Origin of the sequence: Pseudacidovorax sp. 1753 (assembly GCF_040544975.1) — a bacterium.
GTDB lineage: Bacteria > Pseudomonadota > Gammaproteobacteria > Burkholderiales > Burkholderiaceae_C > Xenophilus.
This window is the reverse complement of record NZ_JBEPKY010000001.1, coordinates 69,153-84,797: the sequence shown is the minus strand read 5'-3', so window position 1 is coordinate 84,797 and position 15,645 is coordinate 69,153. Positions and strand designations below refer to the sequence as shown.

15 protein-coding genes and 1 pseudogene are annotated in these 15,645 nt (G+C 70.8%); 7 read left to right on the top strand and 9 right to left on the bottom strand.

Annotated elements, in window-relative coordinates:
- Positions 1-73 precede the first annotated feature (73 nt).
- Positions 74-1,807 carry a class I poly(R)-hydroxyalkanoic acid synthase gene (gene phaC, locus ABIC63_RS00410; RefSeq protein WP_354318286.1) on the top strand — a complete coding sequence of 578 codons (1,734 nt, stop codon included), beginning with the start codon at positions 74-76 and terminating at the stop codon, positions 1,805-1,807.
- A 41-nt stretch (positions 1,808-1,848) separates the two neighbouring features.
- A complete protein-coding gene (locus ABIC63_RS00405) occupies positions 1,849-3,027 on the top strand; it encodes an acetyl-CoA C-acetyltransferase (RefSeq protein ID WP_354318285.1) in 1,179 nt (392 codons plus the stop codon).
- 77 nt (positions 3,028-3,104) lie between these two features.
- On the opposite strand, the gene ABIC63_RS00400 is transcribed toward ABIC63_RS00405, so the two are convergent.
- Both ABIC63_RS00400 and ABIC63_RS00395 read right to left on the bottom strand, forming a co-directional pair.
- Entirely contained in the window at positions 3,105-4,904 is a 1,800-nt protein-coding gene (locus ABIC63_RS00400) for a sensor domain-containing diguanylate cyclase (protein WP_354318284.1), read from the bottom strand.
- Positions 4,901-5,446 (bottom strand): nucleoside 2-deoxyribosyltransferase, encoded by a 546-nt coding sequence (locus ABIC63_RS00395; RefSeq protein WP_354318283.1) that lies wholly within the window; start codon positions 5,444-5,446, stop codon positions 4,901-4,903. Before ABIC63_RS00395 ends, ABIC63_RS00400 begins: the two co-directional genes overlap by 4 nt.
- Positions 5,447-5,564: 118 nt before the next feature.
- On the opposite strand from ABIC63_RS00395, the gene cuyB reads away from it, so the two are divergent.
- Positions 5,565-6,353, top strand: a complete 789-nt coding sequence (gene cuyB, locus ABIC63_RS00390; protein WP_354318282.1) for a cysteate racemase — start codon at positions 5,565-5,567, stop codon at positions 6,351-6,353.
- 76 nt (positions 6,354-6,429) lie between these two features.
- On the opposite strand, the gene ABIC63_RS00385 is transcribed toward cuyB, so the two are convergent.
- The 6 genes from ABIC63_RS00385 to ABIC63_RS00360 are packed head-to-tail and all read right to left on the bottom strand — an operon-like array spanning position 6,430 to position 11,377.
- Entirely contained in the window at positions 6,430-7,320 is an 891-nt protein-coding gene (locus ABIC63_RS00385; protein WP_354318281.1) for a LysR family transcriptional regulator, read from the bottom strand.
- Between the two features lie 30 nt (positions 7,321-7,350).
- Complete coding sequence (locus ABIC63_RS00380) at positions 7,351-7,851, bottom strand: dihydrofolate reductase (RefSeq protein WP_354318280.1); 501 nt, start codon at positions 7,849-7,851, stop codon at positions 7,351-7,353.
- Positions 7,852-7,864: 13 nt separating this feature from the next.
- Positions 7,865-8,686 (bottom strand): thymidylate synthase, encoded by an 822-nt coding sequence (locus ABIC63_RS00375; protein ID WP_354318279.1) that lies wholly within the window; start codon positions 8,684-8,686, stop codon positions 7,865-7,867.
- 27 nt (positions 8,687-8,713) lie between these two features.
- On the bottom strand, positions 8,714-9,499 hold the full coding sequence (locus tag ABIC63_RS00370) for a tRNA-uridine aminocarboxypropyltransferase (RefSeq protein WP_354318278.1): 786 nt from the start codon (positions 9,497-9,499) through the stop codon (positions 8,714-8,716).
- Between the two features lie 35 nt (positions 9,500-9,534).
- Positions 9,535-10,965 (bottom strand): FAD-binding oxidoreductase, encoded by a 1,431-nt coding sequence (locus ABIC63_RS00365; protein ID WP_354318277.1) that lies wholly within the window; start codon positions 10,963-10,965, stop codon positions 9,535-9,537.
- A 4-nt stretch (positions 10,966-10,969) separates the two neighbouring features.
- Positions 10,970-11,377: a DUF2069 domain-containing protein gene (locus ABIC63_RS00360; RefSeq protein WP_294367464.1), complete on the bottom strand. Its 408-nt coding sequence runs from the start codon at positions 11,375-11,377 to the stop codon at positions 10,970-10,972.
- 62 nt (positions 11,378-11,439) lie between these two features.
- On the opposite strand from ABIC63_RS00360, the gene ABIC63_RS00355 reads away from it, so the two are divergent.
- Complete coding sequence (locus ABIC63_RS00355; RefSeq protein ID WP_354318276.1) at positions 11,440-12,714, top strand: YihY family inner membrane protein; 1,275 nt, start codon at positions 11,440-11,442, stop codon at positions 12,712-12,714.
- A gap of 43 nt (positions 12,715-12,757) precedes the next feature.
- On the opposite strand, the pseudogene ABIC63_RS00350 reads toward ABIC63_RS00355, so the two are convergent.
- Positions 12,758-13,111, bottom strand: a pseudogene (locus ABIC63_RS00350) (Mpo1-like protein).
- 93 nt (positions 13,112-13,204) lie between these two features.
- On the opposite strand from ABIC63_RS00350, the gene ABIC63_RS00345 reads away from it, so the two are divergent.
- From ABIC63_RS00345 to ABIC63_RS00335, 3 genes are read left to right on the top strand one after another with little or no spacing between them, the layout of a single operon-like run.
- A complete protein-coding gene (locus ABIC63_RS00345; RefSeq protein ID WP_294367470.1) occupies positions 13,205-13,576 on the top strand; it encodes a thioredoxin family protein in 372 nt (123 codons plus the stop codon).
- 43 nt (positions 13,577-13,619) lie between these two features.
- Positions 13,620-14,279 (top strand): response regulator transcription factor, encoded by a 660-nt coding sequence (locus ABIC63_RS00340; RefSeq protein ID WP_294367472.1) that lies wholly within the window; start codon positions 13,620-13,622, stop codon positions 14,277-14,279.
- Positions 14,276-15,634, top strand: coding sequence for an ATP-binding protein (locus tag ABIC63_RS00335; protein WP_354318275.1), 1,359 nt, complete (start codon positions 14,276-14,278; stop codon positions 15,632-15,634). Before ABIC63_RS00340 ends, ABIC63_RS00335 begins: the two co-directional genes overlap by 4 nt.
- Positions 15,635-15,645: the final 11 nt, after the last annotated feature.

Below are 15,645 nucleotides of genomic sequence, written 5' to 3'. Positions count from 1 at the left end.
TCCGGGGGAAGAAGGGTCTCGAAAATGCAGGATACTCCCCCGACCATCCGTCAGGTGAGGCACCGGAGACTCCATGAACCAGCAAGACGCGAAGGCCCAGATGAACGCCATGTTCGGGCCGTTTCAGCAGGCATTGACCGATGGTTGGGGCAAGGCGATGAACGCCTTCGGCCAGCTCGGCAACGGCGGCAGCTTCGGTGGTGCCGCGCAGCCCGAGTTGCCGCGCTTCTCCTTCGACCCGGGCCGCCTGCAGGCCATCCAGCAGCAGTATGTCGAGGAGGCCGGCGCGCTGTGGCGCCAAGGCCTGTCGGTCACGCCGCCCGGCGACAAGCGCTTCGCCGGCGAAGGCTGGGCCGCCAACCCCATGGCCGCCTTCTCGGCCGCGGTGTACCTGCTCAACGCCCGCACCCTGCTGGCCATGACCGAGGCGGTCGAGGCCGACGCCAAGACCCAGGCCCGGCTGCGCTTCGCGGTCGAGCAGTGGATGGCCGCCTCGGCGCCCAGCAACTTCCTGGCCTTCAATGCCGAGGCGCAGCAGAAGGCGGTCAAGACGCAGGGCGAGAGCATCGCGCGCGGCATGCAGAACCTCATGCACGACCTGCGCCAGGGCCATGTGAGCATGACCGACGAAAGCGCCTTCGAGGTGGGCCGCAACGTGGCCACCACCGAGGGTGCCGTGGTCTTCGAGAACGAACTGTTCCAGCTCATCGAATACAAGCCGCTGGGCGACAAGGTGCACGAGCGTCCGCTGCTGCTGGTGCCGCCTTGCATCAACAAGTTCTACATCCTCGACCTGCAGCCCGACAACTCCCTGGTGCGCCATGCCGTGGAGCAGGGCCACCGCACCTTCGTCGTCAGCTGGCGCAATCCCGACGAGTCGCTGGCCCACACGACCTGGGACGACTACATCGAGAAGGGCGCCATCACTGCCATCGGCGCGGTGCAGGCGATCAGCGGCCAGGACAAGCGGGGCGGCAAGATCAACGTGCTGGGCTTCTGCGTGGGCGGCACCATCCTGGGCACGGCGCTGGCCGTGCTGGCGGCGCGCGGCCAGAAGCCGGCGGCCTCGGTCACCTTCCTCACGACGCTGCTGCGCTTCGAGGACACGGGCATCCTCGACGTCTTCATCGACGAGGCTTTCGTGCGCTTCCGCGAGATGCAGATGGGCCAGGGCGGCCTGATGCCCGGCGCCGACCTGGCGGCCACTTTCAGCTTCCTGCGGCCCAACGACCTGGTCTGGAACTACGTGGTGGGCAACTACCTCAAGGGCGAGTCGCCGCCGCCCTTCGACCTGCTCTACTGGAACAGCGACGCCACCAACCTGCCGGGCCCGATGTACGCCTGGTACCTGCGCAACACCTACCTCGAAGACAAGCTCGCCGACAAGGACGCGGTCACCGTGTGCGGCGAGAAGGTGGACCTGGGCCGCATCGACATCCCGGCCTACATCTACGGCTCGCGTGAAGACCACATCGTGCCCATCGGCGGCGCTTACGCCACCACGCAGCTGCTGTCGGGGCCGATGCGCTTCGTGATGGGCGCCTCGGGCCACATCGCCGGCGTGATCAACCCGCCCGCCAAGAAGAAGCGCAGCCACTGGTTGCGCGAGGACGACAGCTTTCCGCCCACGCATGCCGAGTGGCTGGAAGGCGCCACCGAATACCCGGGCAGCTGGTGGACCGACTGGGACGCTTGGCTCAAGCGCCATGCCGGCAAGCAGGTCCCCGCACCCAAGGCCTATGGCAACGGCGCGGCCTACAAGGCCATCGAGCCGGCGCCGGGCCGCTACGTCAAGGCCAAGGCCTGATCCCTTTTCCTTCCCAACGATTTCACTGAAGAGAGAGCACCATGGAAGACATCGTCATCGTCTCGGCCACCCGCACCGCCATCGGCAAGTTCGGCGGTTCGCTGGCCGGCATCCCGGCCACCGAGCTGGGCGCCATCGTCATCAAGGAAGCCCTGGCCCGTGCCAAGGTCGAGGCCGGCCAGGTGGGTGAGGCGATCATGGGCCAGGTTCTGGCCGCCGGCGCTGGCCAGAACCCGGCCCGCCAGGCCTGGCTCAAGAGCGGCGGCGCCAAGGAGACGCCGGCCCTGACCATCAATGCCGTCTGCGGCTCGGGCCTGAAGGCCGTGATGCTGGCCGCCCAGGCCATCAACGCCGGCGACAGCGAGATCGTGGTGGCCGGCGGCCAGGAAAGCATGAGCCTGGCGCCGCACGTGCTGCCCAACTCCCGCAACGGCCAGCGCATGGGGGACTGGAAGCTGGTCGACACCATGATCGTGGACGGCCTGTGGGACGTGTACAACCAGTACCACATGGGCATCACGGCCGAGAACGTGGCCAAGCAGTACGACATCAGCCGCGCCGCCCAGGACGAACTGGCCCTGGCCAGCCAGCAGAAGGCGGCGGCCGCCCAGGACGCGGGCAAGTTCAAGGACGAGATCACCGCCGTCAACATCCCGCAGAAGAAGGGCGACCCCATCGTCTTCAATGCCGACGAATTCATCAACCGCAAGACCAGCGCCGACGGCCTGGCCGGCCTGCGTCCCGCCTTCGACAAGGCCGGTGGCGTCACGGCGGGCAATGCCTCGGGCCTGAACGACGGCGCCGCCGCCGTGGTGGTGATGAGCGCCAAGAAGGCTGCCGCCCTGGGCCTGACGCCATTGGGCCGCATCGCCAGCTTCGCCACCTCTGGCCTCGACCCGGCCATCATGGGCATGGGCCCGGTGCCGGCCTCGAAGAAGGCGCTGGAGCGCGCCGGCTGGAAGGCCGCCGACCTGGACCTGCTGGAGATCAACGAAGCCTTCGCCGCCCAGGCCTGCGCCGTGCACAAGGAAATGGGCTGGGACACCAGCAAGGTCAACGTCAATGGCGGCGCCATCGCGCTGGGCCACCCGATCGGCGCCTCCGGCTGCCGCATCCTGGTGACGCTGCTGCATGAGATGGCCCGCCGCGATGCCAAGAAGGGCATCGCTTCGCTGTGCATCGGCGGCGGCATGGGCGTGGCGCTGACCATCGAGCGCTGAACCCCGGCGCCGCCGCTGGCCCCAAGGCCGGCGGCGCCACCCTCCCACAAGGCCCGGCATGTCCGGGCCTTGTGCTTTCAGGGCGCGGACATGTCGCCCGCGAAGCTGAATCCGGGCGCGTGCGACTGCTGCTTGCTGTGGTACATCGCGCGGTCGGCGGCGCGCAGCAGTGCGTCCAGGCTGTCGCCGTCCTGCGGGCGGCAGGCAATGCCGATGCTCATGCCGACGCGCAGGCCCTGGCCTTCCCAGTCCACGGGCAGGGCGGCCTGGCCGAGCAGGCGCTGCGCCAGGGCGGCAAGCGCATCGCGATGGGGGTCGCCCGCGACCAGCAAGGCGAATTCGTCGCCGCCTAGGCGGGCCACCAGGTCCGAGTCGCGCACCGACTCGCGCAGGCGGCCGGCCAGCGCCGCGAGCACGGCGTCGCCGGCCGCATGGCCGTGGCGGTCATTCACTGCCTTGAAACCGTCCAGATCCAGCAGCAGCACGGCGAAGGGGCGCCCCTCGCGCAGCCACCGATCGGCCTGCACCTCCAGGCCGGCACGGCTGGCCACGCCCGTGAGCGAGTCGGTCCGCAAGGCGTCCACCAGCTCCAGGTTGTGGGCGGCCAGCGCCTGTTCCGAGCGCAGCACCAGCCGCAGGCGCGAAGCGGCTGCCACGGCGAACACGACCAGTTCGAGCACCAGCGCACCTTGCGTGAGGTTCATGTGACCGGGCTTCCAGTCGATCAATCCCCAGCTGGCGAAGACGATGGCCCCCACGGTCAGCAGCAGCAGGGCCACGCCCACGCAGTACAGCACTGCGGGCCAGTAGCGGCGCCGCCCCGCCACGATCGCGCCGGCGAGCAGGACGGCCGAGGCGAGCACCACCGACGCCTGCACCAGGTTGAAGGTCAGCAGCGGATGCGGCCCGAAGAGGCCGTACACGGCGGCCACGCCCAGCGCAGCCAGCAGGGCGACCACCAGCCGGTCGAGCCACGGCGCAAACTGCCGCAGGTTGAGCAGCCGTCGCCCGAACTGCAGCTTGCAGATCGCCCACAACGCCGGCATGAGCGTGTAGGAGACGCCCGCCGCTGCCGGCCAGTTGGCGAAGGGGTAGCGCAGCAGGTGCCCGTTGAAGCCGGCGATGGCACCGAGCGCGCACAGGCAGGACAGCAGGTAGTAGACGTAGATGGCCTCGCCGAAGACCAGCAGCAGCACCAGGCCGTACACCAGCAGGCCGATGAGGATGCCGTAGCTGATGCCGTCGAACATGCGCTTGTCCTGGGTGGATTCCAGGTAGTCGGCGGTGCGCCAGACACGCATGTCGTAGACGCGGGCGAAGGTGGATTCCGCCCGCACATAGACCGTATAGGGCTGCGCGTCGGGCAGGTGGAAGCGCCAGGCCATCTGTTCGGACGAGGCCTGGCGCGTGCGCCAGGGATGCCGCATGCCCGTCACCACGGGCTCGGCCAGCGCATGGCCGTCGGGCGCGAAGGGGCCGTAGAACCGCATCTCGTGCGTGGAGACCGAAGGGACCAGCAGCAGCCATTCCTGCGGCGCGTCGGCCGGATCGGCCAGCCGCAGCTGGAACTTGAACCACAGCACCCGATCGGCCTCGCGGCCCCGCAGCGGATCCTCCGGCAACATGAAACGCGACTGCCACTCGGGCCGGCGCACCTCGTCGAGCGTGAGCGTGCGGCTGGTGTCGTCCAGCACCTGCAGGTGCCAGGCCAGGGGCAGACCGCCGGCCTGGCGGCCGATGGCCGCGGGCGCCAGTCGCTCGGACGGCGAGGCGACGATGCCCTGCGCCACGGCCCAGGCCGCCAGGCCCAGCCACAGCAGCGCGCCGAGGCACAGCCTGCGCCAGTGGCGTGCGCCTGCCGCGGCGCCGGGCCTCATGGGGCGCCGGCCCCCAGCAGACGGGCGAGCATCCGGATCGCGCTGGCGGCGTCCTCGGCCAAGGGCGTGGCGCCCGTGAGCATCAGGTTCAGCCGCTGTTCCCGGCCCTCGACCTCGGTGCCGTCCGCCTGCTCGCGCAGCACGCCGTGGCTGTCGGTGCCGCAGGGCCGTGCGGCCCGGACCCGGTCGGCATAGCTGCCCGCCGGCACGCCGTAGGCGACCACCGGCTTGTCCAGCGCGATGGCGAAACCGACCTCGAAGACCGTGCCCGAATCGGGCTCCAGCCCGCGGAAGCACTGCAGGTTTGCGATCACGCCGCTGCAGCTGCGGATCAGGTCGATGTTGCCCTGGTAGATGCGGCGGGCCTGTTCGTCGTCGCCCACGGCTCCGGCCAGGTCGACATGGGCATCGGAAGGCGCCACGCCTTCCAGGCCGCAGGCGCTGCACAGCCGCTTGAGTTCGCGGAACACGGCCGGATGGTCGGGCCGGAAGATGTCCGGGCCCGCCAGGTAGACACGCGGGCGCAGGGGGTCTGCATTCATCGCGCGCATTTTCGCGGTCCGACGTGCGTTTGGGGATGACGAAGACCATAAGCCGTGCTGATGGCTGCCGCCGCAGACGCGATGGCCGCGGCCTCGGGCGGCCACCTAGCATCGGTCCATGCCTGTTGCCGCCTCCTTGCCGACGATGACCGCGCCCGAGGCTGGCGGCGACACGCCCTCGCTGGCCCCCATCGGCATCCTGGGCGGCATGGGGCCGCTCGCGACCCTGGACTTCATGCACAAGGTGCTGGCCGCGACGCCCGCCCGCTGCGACCAGGATCACCTGCCGCTGCTGGTCAGCTCCATCCCCCAGATTCCCGACCGGACCGCCGCCTTCCTGGGCGAGGGCGTGTCGCCGCTGCCTGCGCTCGTGGACAGCGCCAGGCGGCTGGCGGATGCGGGCGTTCGGCTGCTGGTCATGCCGTGCAACACGGCGCACCTGTGGTTCGAGCCGCTGCAGGCCGCGCTCGGCCTGCCGATGCTCCACCTGGTGGATGTCGCGTTGGACGAGGCTGTGCGGCAGGCCCCGCCCGGGGCCGCGCTCGGTCTGCTGGCCACGCCGGCCACGCTGGCGTCGGGCCTGTACGTCCGGCGCGCCGGCGCCTCCGTCCACTGGCAGATGCCGACGCAGGACGAACTGGCACGGTGGGTGGTGCCGGGCATCCAGGCCATCAAGGCCGGCGATCTGGCACAGGGCGAAACCTGCCTGCGTCAGGCCGCCCAGGCCCTGGCCGACCGCGGCGCGCGCATCCTGGTGCTGGGCTGCACCGAGATTCCGCTGGTGCTCGATGCCGCTCGTGCCGGGTTGCCGGTCATCGATGCAACGGCCGCCCTGGCGCGGGCCACGGTGGCCTGGGCGCTGGCACAACGCGCAGGTGAACCGGTGCGGCAGAAGGCGTCGGCCTGATCCCCGCCCGCGTCGACGAGCCCGCCGCTGCCCGGTCCTGCCGGCCTTCCGGCCCGGCGTGGGTGCAGCCGACCGCTCAGCGAGGCTCGGCGGTGACGGCCCGCAGCGCCTTCAGGAAGTCGGCCACCGGCCGCGGCGAGCGCACGCCTTGCGGCAGCAGCGCCCGCACCTCCACCGGGATCTCCGGCAGCAGCGTGCGCACATGCAGGGCCTCGTCACGCCGGGCCTGGGCGGTGAAGGAGTCGACGATGGCCGGACCGAAACCCTGTTCGGCCAGCACCAGCGCGATGTGGTGCGTCTGCACCGTGATGCCGCCCGTGGGCGCCACGCCCAGCCGCGACCATTGTTCGGCCAGCATGGTGCCGATGGGGTCGCGCTCGTCGATGCGGATGATGGGGCTGCGCAGCACCTCGTCCAGCGCCACGGTGGCGCGGGTGTCGGCGCCGGCATGATCCACCCGCGAGACGCACACCAGCCGGCCGCTCGCGATGGCCTCCTCGTGCAGTGCCGGATGCGGCGCGCTGCCGTAGACGATGCCCACGTCGCCCTCGTGCAGCGCCATGGCCTGCGCGATCTCGCGCGAATGCAGGGTGCGGATGGTGACCGGCATCTCGGGATGGCGGCGCTTGAAGACGGCCAGCGCATCGGGCAGCGCCCGCACCGCGAGCGAGGGCACGATCAGCACCCGTAGCGGCGTACCTTGGTCGCGTCCGAGCGCCAGCGCGACGCGGCGCACCCGCTCCAGCTGTGCCATCAGCGGCTGCACCTCCGCATACAGTGCCTGCGCCTCGGCCGTCGGCACCAGCCGGTTGCGTTGCCGCGTGAAGAGGGCATAGCCCAGCTGGAGCTCGGCATGCTGCAGCGTCTGCGTGGCAGCCGGCTGCGTCACATGCAGCAGCCGCGCGGCCGCGCTCACGCTGCCCGTCAGCATGACGGCGTGGAACACCTCGAGGTGCTTGAGTTTCATCGGCGGACGCAGCGGACGCCGGGCGGCCGCTCAGCCCCGCTCGTAGGTCACGAAGGCGAAGGGCAACCCCTCGAGCGCGGAGCTGACGTGTGATTCACGCGCCGTTTCGCTCCAGCCGGCATCGAGCACCGGCGCGAAGGCGTCGCCCTCGTAGTCGCGGTCGATTTCCGTGACGACGGCGCGCCGGGCCATGGGCGCGGCCTCGGCGTAGAGCTGGGCCCCGCCGATCACCCACAGTTCCGGCGCATCGCCGGCGGCGGCGATGGCCTCGGCCAGGCTGTGTGCGCGCACGGCGCCTTCGGCCTGCCAGGCCGCCTGCCGCGTGACGACGATGTTGGTGCGGCCCGGCAGCGGCCGGAAGCGCGGCGGCAGCGAATCCCAGGTACGGCGGCCCATGATGACCGGGCAGCCGCGGGTCTGCGTGCGGAAGTGCGCCATGTCCTCGGGCAGGTGCCAGGGCAGGGCGTTGTTCCGGCCGATGACGCCGTTGGCGGCGCGGGCGTAGATGAGGTTCAGGCGGCCCTTCGACATGGCAGCGCCTGGATCAGACCGCCACCGGCGCCTTGATGGCCGGGTGCGGGTCGTAGCCCTCGAATTCGAAGTCCTCGAACTGGTAGTCGAAGATGCTGGCCGGCCGGCGCCTGATGCGCAGCGTCGGGTAGGGCCGCGGCTCGCGCGAGAGCTGCAGCGCCACCTGCTCGGCATGGTTGCTGTAGATGTGACAGTCGCCGCCGGTCCAGATGAAGTCGCCGACTTCCAGGTCGCACTGCTGCGCCAGCATGTGGGTCAGCAGCGCATAGCTGGCGATGTTGAAGGGCACGCCAAGGAAGATGTCGGCGCTGCGTTGGTAGAGCTGGCACGACAGCCGCCCCTCGGCCACATAGAACTGGAAGAAGGCGTGGCAGGGCATCAGCGCCATCTTCGAGAGCTCGGCCACGTTCCAGGCACTGACGATGATGCGGCGCGAGTCGGGGTTGGTCTTGAGCTGTTCGACCACCTGGGCGATCTGGTCGATGTGACCGCCATCGGGCGTGGGCCAGCTGCGCCACTGCACGCCGTACACCGGGCCGAGGTCGCCGTCCTCGCGCGCCCATTCGTCCCAGATGGTCACGCCGCGCTCGCGCAGCCAGTTGTTGTCGGACGAACCGGCCAGGAACCACAGCAGCTCGTGGATGATGGACTTGAGGTGAACCTTCTTGGTGGTCACCAGCGGGAAGCCTTCGCGCAGGTCGAAGCGCATCTGGTGGCCGAACACGCTCTTGGTGCCGGTGCCGGTGCGGTCGCTCTTGAAGACGCCATGCGTGTCCACATGGCGCATGAAGTCTTCGTACTGGGAGCGGATGGGGTGGGTGTCGGCGCGGGTCATGGGGCGGTCGCAAAAGCAGGCCGGATTCTAGAAGGCGCCCTCCGGGCGCGCGTCGCCCGCGCCGGGATCAGTGGTCGGCGCTGATGACAGTGCGCGCAGCCGTTGCCGGGCGCTGCCGTCCGGGTCGACCGGTTGCTGGTTCTTCGCCTGCAGGTAGTGATGGGTGAAGACGTCCAGGTAGGCGTCGAGCACGCGGGCCGCCAGCGGCTCGTCGGCGAGTTCGAGGCACAGCGCTGCGACCTCGCTGGTGCAGAGGTGGTGCTCGTGGCAGGTCTGGCGCAGGCGGTACTGGGACGACTTGGTCGGCGACAGGCTCAGCACCGGGAAGGCATCGAGGTACGGGCTGCGTCTGAACATCTTGCGCGCCTCGGTCCATGTGGCGTCCAGCAGCACGAAGAGCGGGCGCCGACCGTCCTCACCGTTCGCCGCCGCAGCCGGAGGCACGGCTTCGACCACACGCTCGGGCGCGGCGTACTGGCCGGGAAACACCACCAGCGGCTGCCATTGCGGGTCGCGCAGCAGCGCCAGCAGGCCCGGGTCGGGCTGCGTCCGCGTCCAGCCGAAGGCGAAGGTGTCGGGCACCACGTCGGCCACCAGCCAGCCTGTGTTGGTGGGCTTGAGCGGCTCGATGTCGGCCATGAGCAGGCACACGCCCGCGCGCACGGCCAGCGCCGGCCGCAGGGCGCACATGCAGTGGCTGGGCACCAGGCGGCAGGCCGGACAACGCTCGCGCTTGAAGCCGCCGCGCGCCATGAAGGGTTTGGTGCTGCGCGCGAGACGGTCCGCACGCAGGCGGGCGACGGCATGGGGCATGCAGGAGTGTCCCAGGCACCGGGTCGCGCAGGCGTTCAGGCGGCCAGGACCCGGCCCGGATTGAGCAGGCCCTGTGGGTCCAGCGCCGACTTGATGGCCCGCATCATGCCCAGCGCCACCGGCGACTTGTGCTGTTCGAGCGTCTGGACCTTCAGGCTGCCGATGCCGTGCTCGGCCGAAAAGGAGCCGCCGAACTTCTGCACCTGCGCATAGACGAGTTCGTTCACCCGCTTCTCCTGTTCGCGCAGGAAAGCCTTGGCATCGCCTTCGGCTGGCGCCTGGACGTTGTAGTGCAGGTTGCCATCCCCCAGGTGGCCGAAGTTGACCAGCCGCACACCCGGAATCTCGCGCGCCAGCAGGGCGTCGGTCTCGGCGCAGAAGGCCGGGATGCGCGACACCGGCAATGAGATGTCGTGCTTGATGTTGAGCCCCTCCTCGGCCTGGGCCAGCGGAATGCTCTCGCGGATGTGCCAGAGCTCGTGCGCCTGCGACAGGTTCTCGGCCACCACGGCATCGGCCACGCAGCCGGATTCGAAGGCCGATTCGAGCAGCGATTCGAAGCGGGCGCGGGCGTGTTCCTCGGATTCGCTGTCGGAGTTCTCCAGCAGCACGAAGTAGGGATGGCCGTCGCCCGCCTCGTCGGCGAAGGGCACGCGCAGCTGCGGCATGTGCCGGCGCACCAGGCTGAGGGCGAAGCGGCCCATCACCTCGAAGCCCGTCAGGCCTGCGCCCAGGTGCCGCTGGGCCTGGCCCAGCAGCTGCACGGCGTCCTCGAAGGAGCCCACCGCCGCCCAGGCCGTGAGCCGCGCCGCCGGCTGCGGAAAGAGTTTGAGCGTGGCGGCCGTGATGATGCCCAGCGTGCCTTCGCTGCCGACCATCAGGTCGCGCAGGTCGTAGCCGGTGTTGTCCTTGCGTAGCCCGCTGCTGCCGTCCCACACCTCGCCCTGGGCCGTCACCACCTCCAGGCCGAGGCACAGCTCGCGGGCATTGCCATAGCGCAGCACCTGGGTGCCGCCCGCGTTGGTCGCCAGGTTGCCGCCGATGGTGCAGCTGCCTTCGGCCGCCAGGCTCAGCGGGAACAGGAAGCCGGCCTGGGCGGCGGTCTCCTGCAGCACCTGCAGCACGCAGCCGGCCTCCACGGTGATGGTGAGGTTGGCCGCGTCGATCTCGCGCACGCCGGCCATGCGTGCCAGGCTCAGCACCACCTGGCTGCCGCTCTCGTCGGGGATGGAGCCCACCGCCAGGCCGGTGTTGCCGCCTTGGGGCACGATGGCCGTGCCGGCGGCGGCGCAGGCCTTGACCACGGCCGCCACCTCGGCGGTGCTGCCGGGGCGCACGACGGCCAACGCCTTGCCGCGGGCCCGCTTGCGCCAGTCCTGTTCGTAGGCGGTGAGGTCGCCGTCGGTCAGCACATGGGCGGCGCCGACGATGGCGCGCAGCGATTCGATCAGGGCAGGGGTTGTCATGGTTTCAGGAAGTCGATGGATCGGCAGCGCGCATCCGCTGGCCGGCCCGCAGCCGCAGGCGCACATGCCAGGCGCAGGCCACGAAGAGCAGCAGGCACAGCGCGATCTCGATGCCCGCGAGGGCGCGGCTCGTCGGCAGCGTGTCGCTCCAGGCGCGCACCACGCCTTCGGTGAAATAGAGCCAGATCATCAGGCTCAGCCAGCGATAGGTGTACAGGCGCCACTTGAGCAGCCCCGCCAGCGGAACCAGCAGGGGCAGCACCTTGAGCGCCAGCCAGCTGCCGCCGGGGCGCAACGGCGCCAGCCAGAGCTCCCAGGCCAGGCCCAGCCCGATGAGCCCCAGCAGGCAGCCCACCGCCAGCACGCGCGTGGCGACGACGGAGGCCGAGGGAGGGGCGGAGGACGTGTTCAAACCGGGGGGAGGAAAAGAGGCCGCGGCAGACGGGCGCGGCGGGGGTGTCGAAAGGCGGTGGCATGATACCCAGCATGATTCGCCATCGGCTCTGGAGGGATCTCACGCGCTTTCCGTGGCGCAGCACCGCGGCGGTGCTGGGCGAGCGGTTCCGCGACGATCGGCTGGCCCTGACGGCCGGCAGCCTCACCTTCACCACCACCATCGCCCTGGTGCCCTTCTTCACGGTGGCACTGGCGTTGTTTACCGTCTTCCCCATCTTCGCCACGCTGCAGGACCGGCTGCAGCGCTGGCTGGTGCAAAGCCTCATCCCCGAGAACATCGCGCGCCAGGTGCTGGGCTACCTGACGCAGTTCGCCGGTGCGGCCAGCGGGCTGGGCATCGTGGGCCTCGGGGTGCTGCTGATCACGGCCATCGCGCTGATCCTGACCATCGACAAGACGCTCAATGGCATCTGGCGGGTGCAGCGGCCGCGGCCCCTGGCGCAGCGGGTGCTGATCTACTGGGCCTCGATCACGCTGGGCCCGCTGCTGCTGGCGGTGAGCCTGTCGACCACGGCCTACGTGTTCAGTGCCTCGCGCGGGCTGATCGGCGAGTCGGGGCTGAACCTGCGCTGGCTGTTCGATGGGGCGGAGTTCCTGCTGCTGGCGCTGGGCATGGCCTCGCTCTACCACTATGTGCCGAACACACAGGTGCGCTGGGCCCATGCCTGGGCGGGTGGCCTGTTCGTCGCGGCGGCCATCGAGGTGGCCAAGCGGGTGCTGGCCTGGTATCTGAGCTTCGTGCCCACGTACTCGGTGCTCTATGGCGCCTTCGCCACCGCGCCCATCCTGCTGATCTGGATCTACACCGCCTGGGTGATCGTGCTGCTGGGTGCGGTGATCGCGGCCTATTTGCCGATCCTGCTGTCTGGCGTGGCCCGGCGCGGTGGTCGGCCGGGCTGGCCCATGCAGCTCGGCATCGAGGCGCTTCGCCTGCTGGCCCAGGCCCGCAAGGGACCCGCGCGCGGGATGGGGGTGCAGGAGATGGCCAGGCGTCTGCGGGCCGACGTGCTGCAGCTGACCCCGGTCATCGAGGCGCTGGTATCGCTCGACTGGGCGGCGCCGCTGGCCGAGGAGCCGGCGAGCGGCGATCCGCGCTACGTGCTGTTGGTGGACCCGGCCGCCACGCCGCTGGCGCCGATGGTCGAGGCGCTGCTCCTGCCTCGCAAGCCGGTGCTGGAGCCGATGTGGGAGCGGGCCCCGCTGGCGCGCCTGACGCTGGCCGACGCGCTGGCGTCGGAGCGCTCGCCGGGCTCTGCCGAAGGCATCCCGCTGGCGGGTGGTGTGGGCACCTGAGTGTCCGCGGCCGCGTTCGGGCGGCTTCCCTGCGCTGTCCCGATCAGAGCTTGACGCGCCCCGCCCAGATGTCCCGGTACATCACCCAGTCGCCCATGAAGCTGTAGAGCGGCCGCTTGAAGGAGGCCGGCTTGTTCTTCTCGAAGGCGAAGTGGCCGACCCAGGCGAAGCCATAGCCCGCGAAGAGCGCGCCCAGCAGCCACCACGGGTTGGCCGTGACCACCAGCACCGCCAGGCTGGCCAGCGCCAGCGTGGAGCCGATGAAATGCAGGCGCCGTCAGGTGCGGTCTGCATGCTCGCTCAGGTAGAAGGGGTAGAACTCGGCAAAGCTCGAGAACTGGCGCGGATCGACGGCGGCACCGGCCGGCGTGCGCGTGGCGGCGGGGGAGGGATTCATCGCAGTCTCCTGTCGCCTCGGAGGGCGTTGCCCATAATAGCGACGGCCTTTTCCGTGGCCAAAGCCCCTTCCCAAGACCCTGACGCCCGCACCGTGACCGACGCCCCCGCAGCCGATTCCACCTGGGCCGTGTGCCTGTGCGCCGAATGGTGCGGCACCTGCCGTGACTACCGCCCCCTGTTCGCCGAGGCCCAGCGCACGCATCCGCAGCTGCGCTTCGCCTGGGTCGACGTGGAGGACCATGCCGACCTGGCCGACGAATTCGACGTCGAGACCTTTCCCACGCTGCTGCTGGCGGGGCCGCAGGGCGTGCACTTCCTGGGCCCGATGCTGCCGCACGCCGGCACCCTGGCGCGCATGCTGGAGTCGCCGCCCGCGGCCCGGCCCGCCGATGCCGCGGTCACCGCGCTGCTGCAGGCGCTGGCGGCGCGGCAGGACGATGCCTTCGCCGTCGACGGGGCGTGACGGGCCTCAGATTCACTTCATCCTCGGACCCTAGGCTGCCTCCATGCGGATCCTGCTGGTCGAAGACGATGCCTCGCTGGGCGCCACCGTGCAGTCGTGGCTGCAGATGGATGGCCACGCGGTGGACTGGCTGCTGCGCGGCGACCAGGCCGTGACGGCGCTGGCCACGCACGACTACCAGTGCGTGCTGCTCGACCGGGGCCTGCCCGGGCTCGATGGCGACGGCGTGCTGCAGGCCCTGCGCGCCCGTGGCGCCACATTGCCCGTCCTGCTCATCACCGCTCGCGACACCCTGGCCGACCGCGTCGAAGGCCTGGACCTGGGCGCCGACGACTACCTGGTCAAGCCCTTCGACCTCGAAGAACTTTCCGCCCGTGTGCGCGCGGCGCTGCGGCGCGAAGCCCGGCAGCCCACGCCAGTGCTGCAGCATGGGGGCGTCACGCTCGACCCGGTCGCCAAGCGCGCGACGCGGGACGGCGCCCCCGTGTCGCTGACGGCGCGCGAGTTCGCCGTGCTCGAAGCGCTGATGCGCCGACCCACCCACATCCTCAGCCGCGCGCAGATCGAGGAGGCGCTCTACGGCTGGGGCGAAGAGGTGGAAAGCAACGCCATCGAGGTCCACATCTACAACCTGCGGCGCAAGCTGGGCAGCGGCTTCATCACGACGGTGCGCAACCAGGGCTACGGCCTGGCGCCCGCATGAGGGCGGACCGCCCCTGGTCCCTGCGCCGCCGCCTGCTGGCCACCGTCGTGGCCGCCAGCGTGGTGGTCTGGCTGGTCAGTCTGGCCATCGTCATCCAGGTGGCCTGGCATGGCGTGAGCGAGACCTTCGACGAGGCGCTGGAGGAAAGCGCCCAGCTCGTGCTGCGCCTGGGCCGCGAGCCCGCCACGGCGGCGGCGGCCGGCGCGCGCAGCGATGGGTTGCGCCTGCGCATCTACTACCAACTGGTGTCGCCCGACGGCCGCGTGCTGCAGCGGGGCAGGGATGCACCGGCCACGCCCTTCGTCGCGCCGCTCACGGGCGACGACGAGCACTACAACGTGCGGGTCGACGGCCAGTACTGGCGCGTGCATGTGCGGCGCGACCCCGCCACCGGTCTGCAGGCCCAGGTCGGCCAGCCCTGGGAGGAGCGACTGGACCTGCTGGAGGACATCGCCGAGCGACTGGCCTGGCCGGCGTTGGGCCTGCTGCTGCTGCTGGTGGCCGTGTGCTGGTTCGCCATCCGCCGGTTTCTGCGGCCGCTGGAGACGGCCGCCGCCGGCATCGCCGCCAAGTCGCCGCAGGACCTGACGCCCGTCGACGCGCAAGGCATGCCGCAGGAGCTGCGTCCCATCCTCGGCGCGCTGGACGGCCTGCTGGCCCGCCTGGGGATGGCGATGGAAAACGAGCGCCGCTTCACCAGCGACGCCGCGCACGAGCTGCGCACGCCGCTGGCCGCCCTGCGCAACCGCGTGCAACTGCTCGCCCGCCAAGGCCACCTGCCGGCGGAGGAAGCGCAGCAGTTGCGGGCCGACGTGGACCGCAGCACGCAGCTGGTCGAAAGCCTGCTGGCGCTGGCGCGGCTGGACCCGGTGAAGACGTTGGAGGCGGTCGAGCCGGTGTCGCTGGCGCCCCTGGTGGACGAGGCGCTGGCCGGCGCCGGGCCGGGCCGTGGCGGCCCCGGCGCGGCGCCTGCCGACACTGTGCGCGTCGGGACGGCACTGTCGGTTCCGGTCATCGTCGGCCATCCTGCGCTGCTGGCCACGCTGGTGCGCAACCTGATCGACAACGCCCGCCGCTACGGCGGCCCCGACACGCGCATCCGCGTGGAAAGCACCGCCTTGCCTGGCGGCGGCACGCGCCTGGCCGTGCGCGACGACGGGCCCGGCGTGCCGCCTGCGCAGCGCCGGCGGCTGGGCGAGCGCTTCTTCCGCGTGCTGGGCAGCGGCCAGCCGGGCAACGGGCTGGGCCTGTCCATCGTGGCGCGCATCGCGGCGCTGCACGGGGCGCGGCTGCATTTCGAGGAAGGGTTGGACGGGCAGGGACTCTCGGCCATCGTGGACTTCCCGCCACGCTGACACGCACCGAG

Excerpts from the sequence above, each read along its gene's own strand:
- phaC (WP_354318286.1), top strand. The coding sequence starts at position 74 with ATGAACCAGCAAGACGCGAAGGCCCAGATGAACGCCATGTTCGGGCCG.
- ABIC63_RS00405 (WP_354318285.1), top strand. The coding sequence starts at position 1,849 with ATGGAAGACATCGTCATCGTCTCGGCCACCCGCACCGCCATCGGCAAG.
- ABIC63_RS00400 (WP_354318284.1), bottom strand. The coding sequence starts at position 4,904 with ATGAGGCCCGGCGCCGCGGCAGGCGCACGCCACTGGCGCAGGCTGTGC.
- ABIC63_RS00395 (WP_354318283.1), bottom strand. The coding sequence starts at position 5,446 with ATGAATGCAGACCCCCTGCGCCCGCGTGTCTACCTGGCGGGCCCGGAC.
- cuyB (WP_354318282.1), top strand. The coding sequence starts at position 5,565 with ATGCCTGTTGCCGCCTCCTTGCCGACGATGACCGCGCCCGAGGCTGGC.
- ABIC63_RS00385 (WP_354318281.1), bottom strand. The coding sequence starts at position 7,320 with ATGAAACTCAAGCACCTCGAGGTGTTCCACGCCGTCATGCTGACGGGC.
- ABIC63_RS00380 (WP_354318280.1), bottom strand. The coding sequence starts at position 7,851 with ATGTCGAAGGGCCGCCTGAACCTCATCTACGCCCGCGCCGCCAACGGC.
- ABIC63_RS00375 (WP_354318279.1), bottom strand. The coding sequence starts at position 8,686 with ATGACCCGCGCCGACACCCACCCCATCCGCTCCCAGTACGAAGACTTC.
- ABIC63_RS00370 (WP_354318278.1), bottom strand. The coding sequence starts at position 9,499 with ATGCCCCATGCCGTCGCCCGCCTGCGTGCGGACCGTCTCGCGCGCAGC.
- ABIC63_RS00365 (WP_354318277.1), bottom strand. The coding sequence starts at position 10,965 with ATGACAACCCCTGCCCTGATCGAATCGCTGCGCGCCATCGTCGGCGCC.
- ABIC63_RS00355 (WP_354318276.1), top strand. The coding sequence starts at position 11,440 with ATGATACCCAGCATGATTCGCCATCGGCTCTGGAGGGATCTCACGCGC.
- ABIC63_RS00340 (WP_294367472.1), top strand. The coding sequence starts at position 13,620 with ATGCGGATCCTGCTGGTCGAAGACGATGCCTCGCTGGGCGCCACCGTG.
- ABIC63_RS00335 (WP_354318275.1), top strand. The coding sequence starts at position 14,276 with ATGAGGGCGGACCGCCCCTGGTCCCTGCGCCGCCGCCTGCTGGCCACC.